The organism is Amycolatopsis sp. CA-211722 (assembly GCF_056828465.1).
In genome coordinates, this window is sequence record NZ_CP184752.1 from 7129236 (window position 1) to 7143332 (window position 14097).

At 67.5% G+C, this 14097-nt stretch carries 12 protein-coding genes; 7 read left to right on the forward strand and 5 right to left on the reverse strand.

The annotated features are described in order from the left end of the window. Positions 1-1287: an activator-dependent family glycosyltransferase gene (locus ACOCEP_RS33490; RefSeq protein WP_482333290.1), complete on the forward strand. Its 1287-nt coding sequence runs from the start codon at positions 1-3 to the stop codon at positions 1285-1287. 158 nt (positions 1288-1445) lie between these two features. Here the strand turns inward: ACOCEP_RS33490 and ACOCEP_RS33495 are convergent, their stop codons facing one another. From ACOCEP_RS33495 to ACOCEP_RS33515, 5 genes are all read right to left on the reverse strand, one after another. Continuing rightward, positions 1446-2162 carry a YqeB family protein gene (locus ACOCEP_RS33495; RefSeq protein ID WP_482333291.1) on the reverse strand — a complete coding sequence of 239 codons (717 nt, stop codon included), beginning with the start codon at positions 2160-2162 and terminating at the stop codon, positions 1446-1448. A gap of 103 nt (positions 2163-2265) precedes the next feature. Continuing rightward, positions 2266-3297, reverse strand: a complete 1032-nt coding sequence (locus ACOCEP_RS33500; RefSeq protein ID WP_482333293.1) for a class I SAM-dependent methyltransferase — start codon at positions 3295-3297, stop codon at positions 2266-2268. Positions 3298-3385: 88 nt separating this feature from the next. After that, positions 3386-4615 (reverse strand): methyltransferase domain-containing protein, encoded by a 1230-nt coding sequence (locus ACOCEP_RS33505; protein ID WP_482333294.1) that lies wholly within the window; start codon positions 4613-4615, stop codon positions 3386-3388. 137 nt (positions 4616-4752) lie between these two features. Next, positions 4753-5388 carry a dTDP-4-dehydrorhamnose 3,5-epimerase family protein gene (locus ACOCEP_RS33510; protein ID WP_482333296.1) on the reverse strand — a complete coding sequence of 212 codons (636 nt, stop codon included), beginning with the start codon at positions 5386-5388 and terminating at the stop codon, positions 4753-4755. 91 nt (positions 5389-5479) lie between these two features. After that, positions 5480-6889, reverse strand: a complete 1410-nt coding sequence (locus ACOCEP_RS33515) for an NDP-hexose 2,3-dehydratase family protein (protein WP_482333298.1) — start codon at positions 6887-6889, stop codon at positions 5480-5482. Positions 6890-7449: 560 nt separating this feature from the next. On the opposite strand from ACOCEP_RS33515, the gene ACOCEP_RS33520 reads away from it, so the two are divergent. From ACOCEP_RS33520 to ACOCEP_RS33545, 6 genes are all read left to right on the forward strand, one after another. After that, entirely contained in the window at positions 7450-7740 is a 291-nt protein-coding gene (locus ACOCEP_RS33520; protein WP_482333300.1) for a hypothetical protein, read from the forward strand. Positions 7741-7878: 138 nt separating this feature from the next. Next, the gene (locus tag ACOCEP_RS33525) at positions 7879-8889 is read left to right on the forward strand and encodes an NAD-dependent epimerase/dehydratase family protein (RefSeq protein ID WP_482333302.1); all 1011 of its coding nucleotides are present in this window, start codon (positions 7879-7881) and stop codon (positions 8887-8889) included. A 12-nt stretch (positions 8890-8901) separates the two neighbouring features. Beyond that, complete coding sequence (locus ACOCEP_RS33530) at positions 8902-10173, forward strand: activator-dependent family glycosyltransferase (RefSeq protein ID WP_482333304.1); 1272 nt, start codon at positions 8902-8904, stop codon at positions 10171-10173. Positions 10174-10196: 23 nt separating this feature from the next. Beyond that, positions 10197-11471: an activator-dependent family glycosyltransferase gene (locus ACOCEP_RS33535; protein WP_482333305.1), complete on the forward strand. Its 1275-nt coding sequence runs from the start codon at positions 10197-10199 to the stop codon at positions 11469-11471. Between the two features lie 21 nt (positions 11472-11492). Then, positions 11493-12767: an activator-dependent family glycosyltransferase gene (locus tag ACOCEP_RS33540; RefSeq protein WP_482333307.1), complete on the forward strand. Its 1275-nt coding sequence runs from the start codon at positions 11493-11495 to the stop codon at positions 12765-12767. Positions 12768-12790: 23 nt separating this feature from the next. Then, entirely contained in the window at positions 12791-14068 is a 1278-nt protein-coding gene (locus tag ACOCEP_RS33545; RefSeq protein WP_482333308.1) for an activator-dependent family glycosyltransferase, read from the forward strand. Positions 14069-14097: the final 29 nt, after the last annotated feature.

Sequence of the window (14097 nt, forward strand, 5' to 3'; positions counted from 1 at the left end):
ATGCGTGTCCTGCTCACGACGTATCCCGAGCGCACCCATTTCCTCGCGCTGGTCCCCCTGGCCTGGGCCTTGCGTACCGCGGGGCACGAGGTCCGGGTCGCCGTCCAGCCGAAGTTCGCCCCCACCGTCACGCAGGCCGGACTGACCGCGGCGCCGGTGGGGCGGAACAGCGACCTGTGGCAGATCCTCGGCCGGTACGGGCACTTCCTCACCGACGATCCCAACGATCTCGGCATCCCGCCGCCGTACGACGCCGTCGAGCGCGAGCCCACCGCCATCACCTGGGACTACCTGGTCTCCGGATACGCACGACAGGTCGAACGCTGGCACAAGATCAGCAACGTGCCGATGATCGCGGGCCTGGTGGAGTTCGCCCGGCAGTGGAAACCCGATCTGGTTCTCTGGGAGCCCACGACGTACGCGGGCCCGATCGCGGCCAAGGCCTGCGGGGCCGCGCACGGGCGGGTGCTACTCGGTCCGGACATCTACGGCGTCGCCCGCGACCACTTCCTCCGCCTCCGGGCGCAGCGTCCCCCGGGTGAGCAGCACGATCCGCTGGCGGACTGGCTCGGCGCCTGCGCACGCAAGTACGGTGGCGAGTTCAGCGAGGACATGGTCACCGGGCAATTCACCGTCGAGCAGCTTCCCGAGTCGCTGCGGCTCTCGGCGAACCTCCGCTATCTCCCGATGCGCTACGTCCCCTACGGAGGGCAAGCCGTCGTACCGCGGTGGCTGCGGGCCCGGCCCGAACGTCCCCGTGTCGCACTCACCATGGGCCTCACCACCAGCGAACACGACATCGACCAGAGCGACGCCTTGCGGGAGATGCTCGGAGGGCTCGCCGAACTCGACGCGGAGGTCGTGGCCACGGTCGCCGAAGCGGATCAGAAGCGGCTCGGGCCTCTGCCCGGAAACATCCGGATGGTCTCCTACGTCCCGCTCACCGCGCTCGTACCGACCTGCGACGCGCTGGTTCACCACGCCGGCTTCGGCACCCTGGCCACCACGATCCCGTACGCGGTCCCGCAACTGCTCCTCCCGACCGAACACGACGCCCCGATGCTGGGCCGCATGTTCGCCGCCCAGGGCGCCGGGCTGTCGCTGGGCCCTGGCGAGCACAGCGCCTCCCACATCACCGCCGGCGTCACCAGGCTGCTGACCGAGCCCGGGTTCCGGGAAGGTGCGGCCCGCCTGCGAGAGGAGATGCTGGCGTTGCCCGCTCCGAACGAGGTCGCCGCCCGGATCGAAGAGCTCGTACGAAGCTCGTCCCTCGTCGCCCACACCTGATCTGACGGGCAAGCCACAGCGGCCCTCGCCATTACCCCGCACGGAAACAGCAAAGAAACGCCGCTCCCCTGGCCGGGGAACGGCGTTTCTTTGTCACTCCGACCAAAGTCGAGAGATTTCTGAACTTAAGTATCAGACTCTTCGACCAAAGGCTGAAATCAGCCTTTCGCCTCACGCCAGAACTGGCGCTTGTTGCGGTCTCGCACGACGATGCCCATTTCCCTCAGCTCGGCCCGAAGTTCCCGCAGTTCGCTCTTCGACGATTTGTCGCTGGCGAGAGCCTCACCCCTGGCCTCCAGGAGGGCATTCGCCCGCGCCGGGACGCCCGGTGTCCCCGGCACCCAGCGCTCGAAGTCATTCGCGTACGGATCGCTTTCGTACCAACGGTATCCATGCGCGACGAAGGCCTCCGAGATCGGGCCGGTCTTCATGTCCGACGGGAGCCGGACGAGTTCTTCACCACGCCGGCCGAGCACGACGACCTCTTTCTCGTCCCGGAACGCACCCGTGATCTCGCCCGAGGACAACTCCTCGGACTTACCCTCCGTAGTGAACACCACGCGGTCGTCGCCCACGGTGATGCTGAGGCTCTCGTGTTTCGCCCAGAGGGCCAGCACCAGGCCGATCAGGCCGCCGACGACGGCGACCCCGATCGTGAAACCCGGCTCCGGCAAGGCGTTCAGGAACGTGGCCGGTTTGTGCATGGGCCCGCCGTCGATCGACAGCAACCAGCGCCCAAGCAGCTTCAGCAGCCAGAAGACCCCGGACAGCACGCCCGCGCCGAGGACCACGAAGCCGACACCGATCGCCCCGAACTGCCATGCCGGCTCGGCGACGACCGTCTCCTTACCCGTCCGCGAATCATTCCTACTCATGGCGCCATATCCTACCGTAGTCAATCCGCTCCGCATCGTCGGTGCACCGGCCGTAGAACAGAATTCACTTTCCTCGCCGGCCGGTGGATCGACGACCGAAGAATCAGGCCAGCTCGTAGATGAACGAATCCGCGGGAACGGCGACTTCCCACGCATTGACGCATCGCCAGCCGCTCTCCTCGAACACGTCCGACCATTCGGCCAGCGTCGGAAGATAGACACCCATAAGATCATGAGCGGTTTCGAAACCCAGGGTGAACACCTCCTTGTCCCGGTCAGCGACACCGGCGGTGCGCGCGGTGTCGCCCAGGAGGAACCGGCGCACGTTCGGGAACGCCTCGCGGATGCGGCGCAGGGACGCCACGCAGTCCTCCCGCGGCCAGAAGTCGTGCCCCATCATGAAGCAGGTCAGCACCTCGACGTCGGCGAAACGGGGGTCCGGCTCGATCTTCCGGACGTCGGCCCGCACGAAGTCGAACTGGCCGCCGAAACCGGCGGCGTTCACGTTCTTCGCCGCGTCGCCCAGCGCGGCGGCGGAGATGTCGACCCCCACGCCCTTGACGCCGGGGAAGCGGTCGGCGACCTGCGTCAGCCTGCCCGCGCCGCCGCAGCCCAGGTCGGCGATCTTCGTGAAGTCGAAGTCCAGTGACTCCATCGCCTGCCAGAAGATCGGGTCGAACGCCTGCATGTTGATGTCGCGGCAGGCATAGCTGATCGCCACGGCGTTGCGCCGGTAGAACTCACCCCGCCGATTCTCGTTGCGCACGACGTCGGGCATGTTCGCGAACAGCTCGGCACAGCCGATGGTCATCCAGTGGAAGAAACCTTTGGCGCGGTAGACCTCGGCGAACTCGGGGCCGGGTTTCACGAGGTCACCGGCTCGCTCCACGACCCCGACCGAAGCCAGGGCGGCGAACATGCCGTGCACCGACTGCTCGTGCAGGTCGTGCTTGACGCAGAACTCCCCGACGGCCAGCTCGCCGGAATCCTTCAGTTCGTCCAGTGCGCCGACCTCCCAGGCCGTCGCGATGGAGAACCCCGCGACGATCGAGTTGAAGGTCCGGGCGGCACCGCCGGCCGGTGCCCCGGCGAAACCATCGGCCACAGCGTCCGCCGACGTGATGTTGCGAGTCATACTTTCCTCTTTCCCCAGGAGCGCAGGGTCGCGACGAGCCGCCCGGCGAAGTGGCGCGAAGCGGCTCGTCACGACCGATCCGCCCTACTCAGACGACGTGCACATCCGGGACGTAGTGGATCCACTGGCCGCCTGCCGCGCGGAAGGCCTGCTCCTTCGCCATGATCTCCTCGGCGTGGTTCCACGCGAACAGCAGGGCGTAGTCGGGGTAAGGCTGCGAGAACGCCGCGGGCTCGCGCACCGGGATGTGCGTACCGGGCGTGAGCTTGCCCTGCTTGGCCACGGTGCTGTCACAGACGAACTCGACCAGGTCCGGGCCGATGCCGCACAGGTTGGTGACGGTGGCGCTCTTGGCGGTCGCGCCGTAGGCGACGACCCGCTTGCCCTCGTCCTTCAGCTTGCGCAGCAGCGAGATCAGGTCGTCGCGGATCTTCAGTACCGACCGGCCGAAACCCTCCAGAGTGGCGATGTCGCCGAGCTTCTGGGCGTCCTCGTCGGCGAGCAGCTTGGCCACCGCTTCACTCGGCTCGCGCTGCCCCGCCGGCGCGACGGTGTAGCGGACCTCGCCGCCGTGCACCGGGATGCGTTCGGCGTCCACCAGCTCCAGCCCGTGCCGGGCGGCCATGGCCTGCACCGAACGCAGGGTGAAGAAGTAGACGTGCTCGTCGTAGATCTGGTCGAACGACGTACGGGTGACGATGTCGCCCAGGTACGGATCCTCGAACACGAACACGCCGGACGGCTTGAGGAGCGCCTTGACACCCTCCAGGACGGAGTCCATGTAGTCGATGTGGGAAAGGGTGTTCGCGGCATAGATGACGTCGGCCTGACCGTCCTGGGCCGCCACCTCCTTGGCCACCGACTCCTCGAAGAAGGACTTCCGCACGCGGATCCCCTTGGAGGCGGCCACATCGGCGACGTCGCCCGACGGCTCGATGCCGAGGTGCCGCACGCCCGAGTCGGCCAGCGCCTTCAGGAAGATGCCGTCGTTCGAGCCCATCTCGACGACGAACGGGTCCTCGCCGCCGAGCTCGGTCGCCAGCAGGTCCTTCGCCAGGTTCTCGAAGTGGCTGCGCATGAACGCCGAACCGGACGAGTAGTAGGGGTAGGTCTCGTGGAACATCTGCTCGCGCGGGACCTCCTCCATCAGCTGGACCATCGTGCAGGTGTCACAGACACCCACGGCCAGCCGGAAGAAGAACTCCTTGGTGGTGTCGGCGCCGGGCACCAGAAAGGCATCCGCCAGGGGCTGCCGCCCGAACTCGAAGAACTCGCTGACAGCACCATCGCACACACGGCACGGGGAACCGGTCGACATGGATAGACTCCTGAATTTCAGACGATGACGGGTATGGGATGCGGACACCCGCACGAGCGGCCACACAACTGGACGATATCCACCTTACGGCTTTCAGTATCACATCTAAATGGTTCGATTACTCGATAGTCGAGGAATCAGGGATTCTTTTCTGCACCAGGAGCCACGACCGACCCTGCATTCAGGGCGGCGTAGTGCGCCTGGCATTCCTCGTACGTCGAGAGGATTCCACGATCGATCGCGGAGGCCAGGCTCGCCGCACCGGCGTCCTTGTCGGACATGATGGGAGTTCCGGTGAGCTCCCACGGGATGCCGATGTCGGGATCGAGCGGGTTGATCTCGATCATGGCCTGCGGCGAGTACGGCGTCGAGAGCAGGTAGTTCATGCACGCGCCTTCAGTGAGAGCAAGGAAAGCGTGGCCCATGCCGTCGGCGAGGCACAAGGCGATCTGGTTCTCCTCGTCGAGCCGCGTCGCCTCGAACCTGCCGAACGTGGGCGACCCTCTCCGCAGGTCGATCACCACGTCCATCACCGCGCCGCGCACACAGGTGACGAGCCGCGTCTGCCCCGGCGAAAGCGTGGTGCCGTGAATTCCGCGCAGCGTGTTGCGACGACTCATCGAGAAGCTTCCCTGCCCGACGACGAACGGATAGCCGAGCGTTTCGGAAAGATCCTCGGCGCGGAACGCCTCGGAGAAATAGCCTCGGCGGTCGGAATGGAATTCCGGCACCAGCCGATAGGCGTCGGCAATCGACATCTCGTTGATCTTCATCGTGCACGACCCATTTCCGGAGACCTCCTGCAGTCACTCGACGTCGTCGGTTTCGACGGCCGGGCCAGTGGCCGGCCGAGTGGATTCCCGCTCAGCACAGGCTGTGGATACAGGCGAGCAGGCTGCGGGCCTCGATGTTGACGTAGTGCCCGTGCCGCAGGAGATCGATCAGCTGCCGCACGGTCATCCAGCACAGGTGGGGCGGCACCTCGAGCGGCACGTCTTCGCCGACCTCGATGATCTGATAGCGCGTCAGCGCGTTGTAGAAGCGCCCGCCCTCTTCCGACAGCACATTGTCGTAGCGGACCGTCGCACCGGGCGAGTCGAGCGCGGCCCGTACGAACGGGTCGACCTCGGCGCCGTGGTCCCGGCCCGGCAGCTGGTGGATCGTCGGCGCCATCTCGACCATGTCCATCAGCCCGTACTCGGGCCGGGCCTGGACGAGCAGGTGCAGCACGCCGTCGATCGGGCGGGCGAGGAACGCCGCCCTCCCCTGGGCGCGTGGCTGGAGCAGCGGCTGGGTCCAGCTCTTCACCTCGCGAGTACCCGCTTCCACGGACACCGCGATGATCCGGAAGTTCTCGCGCGTCTCGTCGGCGATCTCGAACTCGTCGCGCGACCATCCGGCGACGGCGGACAACGGCCCCGGGCGGGCCGTCCAGTCGCACCGGGTCTTCGCCTCGGTGAACCAGCTGAGGATCTCACCCGGGGTGTGCCGCACCGGCGACCGGGCTCCGTCTCGGTGGTAGTGGTACGAGCGGATCAGCGCGTCGCGGAAGGCGTCGCCGGTCGACGCGTCGCTTTCGTCCGGGACGGCGAACGGGATGCACGACAGGACGGTGCGCGCGTCCATGTTGACGAGATTGTCCACATGGGTCAGCTCGCCGATCTCCGCGAGCGACATCCAGCGATAGTCGTCGTGCACCGGCACGTCGTCGCTGACCAGCACCACCATGTTGCGGTTGCGCTTGCGCCAGAACCACGCGCCCTGCTCGGACTGCAGGACGTCGACCAGCACCTGCCCGCGGCCGGGGCCGACGAAGTATTCCAGGTACCTGGTCCCCGTGCCTCGATGGACCTGGGTGTAGTTGCTCCGGGTCGCCTGGACCGTCGGCGACAGCTGGAGGGTGTTGACGTTCCCCGGCTCCATCTTGGCCTGCATCAGGCAGTGCAGTACCCCGCCGATCTCCTTGACCAGGATCCCGAGAATGCCGATCTCCGGCTGGTTGATGATCGGCTGCGCGTCGGTCTCCACGCCGGCCTCGCGAACTCGCAGGCCTTCGATCGTGAAGAAGCGTCCGCTCGCGTGGCCGAGGTTCCCGGTGTCCGGTTCGAAGCTCCAGTCGGTCAGCCCGGAGAACGGGATCCGCTCGACGGAGAAGTGTCCTGTCTCGTGCCGCTCGGCCCACCATAAGTGGAACGCCGCGAGCGACGTGCCCACGTCGGCCGGCAGCAACGACTGGTTGTTCATCCCCTCATGGGAAATCGCGAGTCGCTTCATGCTTGCGAGCCCTCCTCGGTTCTCCGCCCCCACCCGGCGGGCCGTCGCCGAAGCGCGACACGGCCCGGTCCGCGGTCCGATCTCGGGCCGCGGAGCGAACGTGGGCGGGAAAATCGACCTCACCGGCTGTCTACTGGCGGGCTGCGGGCAAGCGACCGCGTCCGGTGAGACACGCGGGAGGCTTGACATTTATCGCATTGGCGTGAAGTCGTCGCTTATTCGGCGGCGTTCCGCTGCCCGATTCCACCGGAGAGTACGTCATTCCCCGGCGATTCAGCCATCACCGCGGCGGTTTCCATGGGCACGTCTTCGCTCGGCGCAGCTGCGGTTATGGTGGCGTCTCGCCGGCGAGACAGGGACTTGCCGGGACGCGGCGCGAGTTGTTGCCGCGGCGGCGGCGAGACGGCTAGGCTCCAGAATAATACCGGCCGCACGTTATGCCAGTGCGTCGCCTGGATTCGCGTATGCAGCGACGCTCCTATTCGTTCTCGTGTTCGCGAGTGCCGAGTGGAGTCCCCGCTTTGGCGACGGAAAGCAATGTAGAAGGAGATGATTCAGGCGTGTCGAGCGAAGAAGTCACGATCAAAATCGATTTGACCGACGTCGACAAGGTCGAGGAGGCCGTGCAGTACATGGCGCAGACGATCTGTGCCGAGCAGCCCGACATGCCGGAGCCGAAGACGCTGCGGGACCTCGACTCCTTTTCGATGGTCCAGGTGCTGCTCGAACTCGAGAACTACACGGAGCGCAAGCTCTTGGAGAAGTTCGAGAACTTCTCCGGCGAGACCTTCCGCGACCTCGCCGAGTTCATCGTGAAGACCGTGGCGGAAGAGGACGGGGCCGTGGCCTGAGTTCTCCGAACCGAGGTCCGGACGGCGGGCGATCCGGTTCTCGCGGGCGCCCGCCACGCAGCCGCCTCGCCGGAGGAGAACCGCGCGAACCGATTCCAACGACCTGCCCCGCCTCGCCGTAGGACTCAGGAGATCCCCGTGGGCCAACAGGCTTCGAAACCCGTCGTCACCGTGCTCGGCGCCTCCGGACTGCTCGGCAGGGCCATCACGCGCGAGCTGGCGAGCCGCCCGATCCGGCTGCGGCTCGCCAGCCGCCGGACACCGGTGCTCCCGCCGGACGCCGAGGCGACGATCGAGCCGCGCGAGGTCGACCTGACGGCCTCCGGGGCCGTCGCGGACGTCGTGGCGGGCAGCGACGCGGTGATCCATCTGGTGGCGCACCGTATTTCGGGTGCGGCCAGCTGGCGGGCGTCCTCTGTGGACCCGATGGGCGAGCGGGTCAACCTCGGTCTGGTCCACGACGTCATCGATGTCCTGCGCCGGGACCGCGCGAAACGTCCGCCGGTCCTGCTGCTGGCGGGATCGATGTCGCAGACCGGCCGCTCCGCACTGCCGCGGATCGACGGCAGTGAACCGGATCGGCCCCTGACGGTCTACGACGAGCAGAAACTGGCGGGCGAGAAGGCCATCCTGGCCGCCACCGAAGCGGGCGTCCTGCGGGGCAGCAGCTTACGGCTGGCGACGTTGTTCAGCCAGGGCACGGATTTCACCGGCGACGACCGGGGTGTGGTCGCGGCGATGATGCGCCGGGCGTTCGCCGGCGAGCCGCTGACGATGTGGCACGACGGCTCGGCGAAACGCGATCTGCTCTGCGTGGACGACGCCGCGCGCGCCTTCGTCCACGCGCTCGACGAGGCCGGCACCGTCGCCGGCCGCCCCTGGCTGGTCGGCACGGGTCAGGCGACCAGCGTGGCGGAACTGTTCACCATGATCGCCAAGGTCGTGTCCACCCACACCGGCGAGCCGCCGGCCCCGGTGGTCTCCGCCGTGTCCGAGGAAGGCCCGATGGCGACGGACGACATGGACTTCGTCCTCGACCCTTCCGCCTTCCAGGAGGCGGCGGGCTGGTCTGCCCGGGTACCGCTGCTCGAAGGTCTGGACAAGCTCGCCGCCGCCGTCGCCAGGGAATCCGCACTCGGTTCGAACTGACGAGGGGGAATCGTGCGCGTTCTGGCTGTCCTGATTTCGGAGCGGAGCTTTCTCAATTACATGGTGCCGCTGTGCTGGGCACTGCGCGCCGCGGGCCACGATGTCCAGATCGCCGCGCAGCCGGCGCTGACCGAGGCGATCACCGCGGCCGGCCTGACCGCGGTCCCCGTGGGCGCCGACCGGGACTTCTGGCGCGTCACCGCGCGGGAGCCGGACAAGCGGGCCGCGATGCGCGCGGGTATCGCGGCGCCTTACGACGCCTTCGACGACGTCGGCAAGGCGACGTGGGAGTACCTGGCGCCGGGAATGGACGAGGCGGTCAAGGGCTGGCACCGGCTGACGAACTTCCCGATGATCGCGCCGATGGTGGACTACGCCCGGTACTGGCAACCGGACCTGGTCCTCTGGGATCCGCTCGGGTACGCCGGGCCCATCGCGGCCAAGGCCTGCGGTGCCGCCCATGCCCGGCTGCTGTTCGGCATCGACGTCTTCGGCGGGGTACGTCAGCTTTTCCGCCGCCTGGAGGACGAACAACCCGAAGACAGCCGCACGGACCCGCTGGCCGACTGGCTCGGGTCCTACGCGCGCAAGTACGGCGGCGAGTACACCGAGGACATGGCCGTCGGGCATTTCACGATCGACCAGCTGCCGCCGTCGCTCACGCAGCGCTCGGAAGGCCTGCACACCGTCGGAATGCAGTTCACGCCGTACGCCGGGCGCGCCGTCGTCCCACGCTGGCTGCGTACTCCTCCGGAGCGGCCCAGGGTGGCGCTCACCCTCGGCCTGACCGCCACCCAGGTCTTCAACGGGTACACAGTGGACATTCAAGAAATCCTCACCGCACTGGAAGACCTCGACATCGAACTCATCGCCACCATCGCCGAAACCGAACAACGAAAACTCACCCACATCCCCCAAAACACCCGCCTCGTCTCCTACGTCCCCTGGCACGCACTCGTCCCCACCTGCGACGCCGTCATCAACCACGCCGGCGCCGCCACCCTCGCCACCATCGCCCGCGAACCCATCCCCCAACTCACCCTCCCCTTCCACTTCGACCAACCCATCCTCGGCCGCAAACTCGCCCAACACGGCGCCGGACTCAACATCCCCTCCACCGAAGCCACCGGCCACAACATCCGCGAAGCCCTCCAACGCCTCCTCAACGAACCCCGATTCCGCCACCGCGCCACCCACCTCCGCGACGAAATCCACGCCACCCCCACCCCCAACCAACTCATCCCCCACCTGGAACAGCTCACCACCCAACACCGCCACCGCTGACCAGCCGAAAAGAAACCCACACCATGCGCATCCTCTTCGCCGTCATCCCGGAAAAAACCATCTTCATGTCGATGGTGCCCCTCGCCTGGGCACTCCGCACCGCCGGCCACGAAGTCCACATCGCCTGCCAACCCGCCTTCACCCACCACGTCACCCAAGCCGGCCTCACCGCCGTCCCCGTCGGCCGGGCCAGCAGCGCCACCGCGCGGCTGCGGACGGCGTTCTACCCGGAGGACATCGACGTGGCGGGGCTTCCGTCGCCGTACAAGGTGGCCGAGCCGTCCGGCGCGGACCTCGGCTGGGACCGGGTCTCGGCGGACTACGCGCATATGGTCAACATCTGGCACCGCCGCGACAACTACCCGATGATCATCGATCTGGTGGACTACGCCCGGTTCTGGGAACCCGACCTGATCATCTGGGAGCCGCTCACCTACGCCGGGTCGATCGCCGCCAAGGCCTGCGGTGCCGCCCATGCCCGGCTGCTGTGGAGCATCGACGTCTTCGGCGTCACCCGGCGGCGCTTCCTCGAACTCAGGGACGAACAGCCCGAGGACCAGCGCATCGACCCGTTCGCCGACTGGCTGGGGGGCTACGCCCGCAAGTACGGCTTCGAGTTCAGCGAGGACATGGTCACCGGCCAGTTCACCATCGACGAACTACCGCCTTCGCTGGCGCAGCAGGCGGACGGCCTCCACTACGCGGGCCTGCAGTACATCCCCTACGGCGGCGCGGCGGTCATCCCGAACTGGCTGCGCACGCGACCCGAACGTCCCCGCGTCGCGCTCACCCTCGGCTTGTCGACCACCGAGATCTTCTCGCGGTACACGGTGAACATCCAGGACATCCTCGACAACCTGGCCGATCTCGACATCGAGATCGTCGCCACCATCGCCGAGGAGAAACAGAAACACCTCACCCGCGTCCCGGACAACACCCGCATCGTCTCCTACGTTCCGCTGCAGGCCCTCACGGCCACCTGTGACGCCGTGATCAACCACGCGGGGCCCGGCACGTTCCTCACCGTCGCGCGCGACGGCGTCCCGCAGCTCACCATCCCCCGGGACTTCGACGAACCGGAACTGGCCCGCCGGGCGGAGAACCAGGGCGGCTCGCTGTGCATCCAGGCCGCGGACGCGACCGCGGGGAGCATCCGCGAGAGCCTGCTGCGCCTGCTGAACGAACCCCGGTTCGGCCAGGGCGCCACCGAACTCCGCGACGAACTGCTCGCCATGCCCAGCCCCAACGATTTCGTCCCGGCGCTCGAGCAGCTGGTCACCAAGCACCGCGGCGCCTGAGAACCGAGGAAGTGGTCCACGATGCGCGTCCTGATCTCCGTCGCCCCCGAGAAGAGCACGTTCCTCTACACCGTGCCGCTCGTCTGGGCCTTGCGCACCGCCGGCCACGAGGTCCACGTCGCCAGCCAGTCCGGCTTCGCCGACACCATCACCCAGGCCGGGCTGACGGCCGTGCCGGTCGGACGTGACGTCCCGTCGAAGTGGACCAAACTGCGCGAGGATCCCGAGCTCCTGGAGTCGATCCGGGTGGGGATCCCCGAACCGTGGGACGTCGCGGAGTTCCCGGACCGGGCGAACTGGGAGCGGCTGCTGGAGAGCCACCAGAGCGTCGTCTACCAGAGTCACAAGCCGGACAACTTCCCGATGATCTCCGGTCTCGTGGACTACGCCCGGTACTGGCAACCGGATCTGGTCCTCTGGGAGCCCCTCAGCTATGCCGGGCCCATCGCCGCGAAGGCCTGCGGTGCCGCACACGCTCGCCTGCTCTGGAGCGTCGACGTCTTCGGCGTCACGCGGCAGACCTTCGTACGCCTTCGGGATCAGCAGCTCGAAGGCCGGCGCGCCGATCCGCTGGCCGACTGGCTCGGGTCCTACGCGCGCAAGTACGGCGGCGAGTACACCGAGGACATGGCCGTCGGGCATTTCACCATCGACCAGTTCCCGCGCGGACTGCAGATCGAGGCCGAGGGCCTGCACTACGTCCGCACGCAATACATCCCGTACGGCGGGCGCGCCGTCGTCCCACGCTGGCTGCGTACTCCTCCGGAGCGGCCCAGGGTGGCGCTCACCCTCGGCCTGACCGCCACCCAGGTCTTCAACGGGTACACAGTGGACATTCAAGAAATCCTCACCGCACTGGAAGACCTCGACATCGAACTCATCGCCACCATCGCCGAAACCGAACAACGAAAACTCACCCACATCCCCCAAAACACCCGCCTCGTCTCCTACGTCCCCTGGCACGCACTCGTCCCCACCTGCGACGCCGTCATCAACCACGCCGGCGCCGCCACCCTCGCCACCATCGCCCGCGAACCCATCCCCCAACTCACCCTCCCCTTCCACTTCGACCAACCCATCCTCGGCCGCAAACTCGCCCAACACGGCGCCGGACTCAACATCCCCTCCACCGAAGCCACCGGCCACAACATCCGCGAAGCCCTCCAACGCCTCCTCAACGAACCCCGATTCCGCCACCGCGCCACCCACCTCCGCGACGAAATCCACGCCACCCCCACCCCCAACCAACTCATCCCCCACCTGGAACAGCTCACCACCCAACACCGCCACCGCTGACCAGCCGAAAAGAAACCCACACCATGCGCATCCTCTTCGCCGTCATCCCGGAAAAAACCATCTTCATGTCGATGGTGCCCCTCGCCTGGGCACTCCGCACCGCCGGCCACGAAGTCCACATCGCCTGCCAACCCGCCTTCACCCACCACGTCACCCAAGCCGGCCTCACCGCCGTCCCCGTCGGCCGGGACTCGGTGACGGCGCGGATCAACGGCCACGATCCGGAAGGCATGGAGAAGGGCAGGCTCGGCCTGCCCAACCCCTGGGACGTCGCGGAATTCCCCGAGCGGGCGGACTGGGAGCTTCAGGTCGCGGGCCATCGCGAGGCAGTGGATTCCGCGCACAAACCCGACAACTTCCCGATGATCACCGGGCTCGTGGCGTACGCCCGCCATTGGGAGCCCGACGTCGTGATCTGGGAACCCTTCAGCTACGCGGGATCCATCGCCGCCAAGGCCTGCGGCGCGGCCAGCGCCCGGCTGCTGTGGAGCATCGACGTCTTCGGCGTCACCCGGCAGACCTTCCTGGGCCTCAAGGACCAGCGGCCCGAAGCCGAGCGCACCGACCCGCTGGCCGACTGGCTCGGCGGCTACGCCCGCAAGTACGGCGACGACTTCACCGAAGACCTCGCCGTCGGCCATTTCAGCATCGACCAGCTCCCGCCGTCCCTGACACAGCAGGCCGACGGCCTCGAGTACGCCGGCCTGCAGTACATCCCCTACAACGGCGCCGCCATCGTCCCGAGCTGGCTGCGCACACCGCCGGAACGCCCGCGCGTGGCGCTCACCCTGGGGCTGACCGCCGCCACGCAGTTCGCCGGCTACACGGTCGACGTCCAGGACATCCTCACCACGCTCGCCGATCTGGACATCGAACTCGTCGCGACCATCGCGGAGTCGGAACAGCGGAAACTCAGCCACGTCCCCGAAAACACCCGCGTCGTCCAGTTCGCGCCGCTGAACGCGCTCAGCGCCACCTGCGACGTCGTCATCAGCCACGCCGGTCCGGGCACCTTTCTCACCGCCGCCCGCCACGGCGTCCCCCAGCTCACCGTGCCCGCCGAGTTCGATGCCCCCGAACTCGCCCGCCGCGCGATGGCGCAAGGTGGTTCGCTGTGCGTGCGGGCGGAGTCGGCCGGGGAGATCACGCGAAACATCCGCGAAGGCGTCCTGCGTCTGCTGAACGAACCTGGGCTCCGGCAGCGGGCCGAAGCCCTCGACGCCGAGATCCGCGCGATGCCCAGCCCCAACGATTTCGTCGCCCATCTCGAACAGCTCACCCTCAAGCACCGCACACGCTGAGGACACGCCGAAAGCCGCCTCCCGAAGGG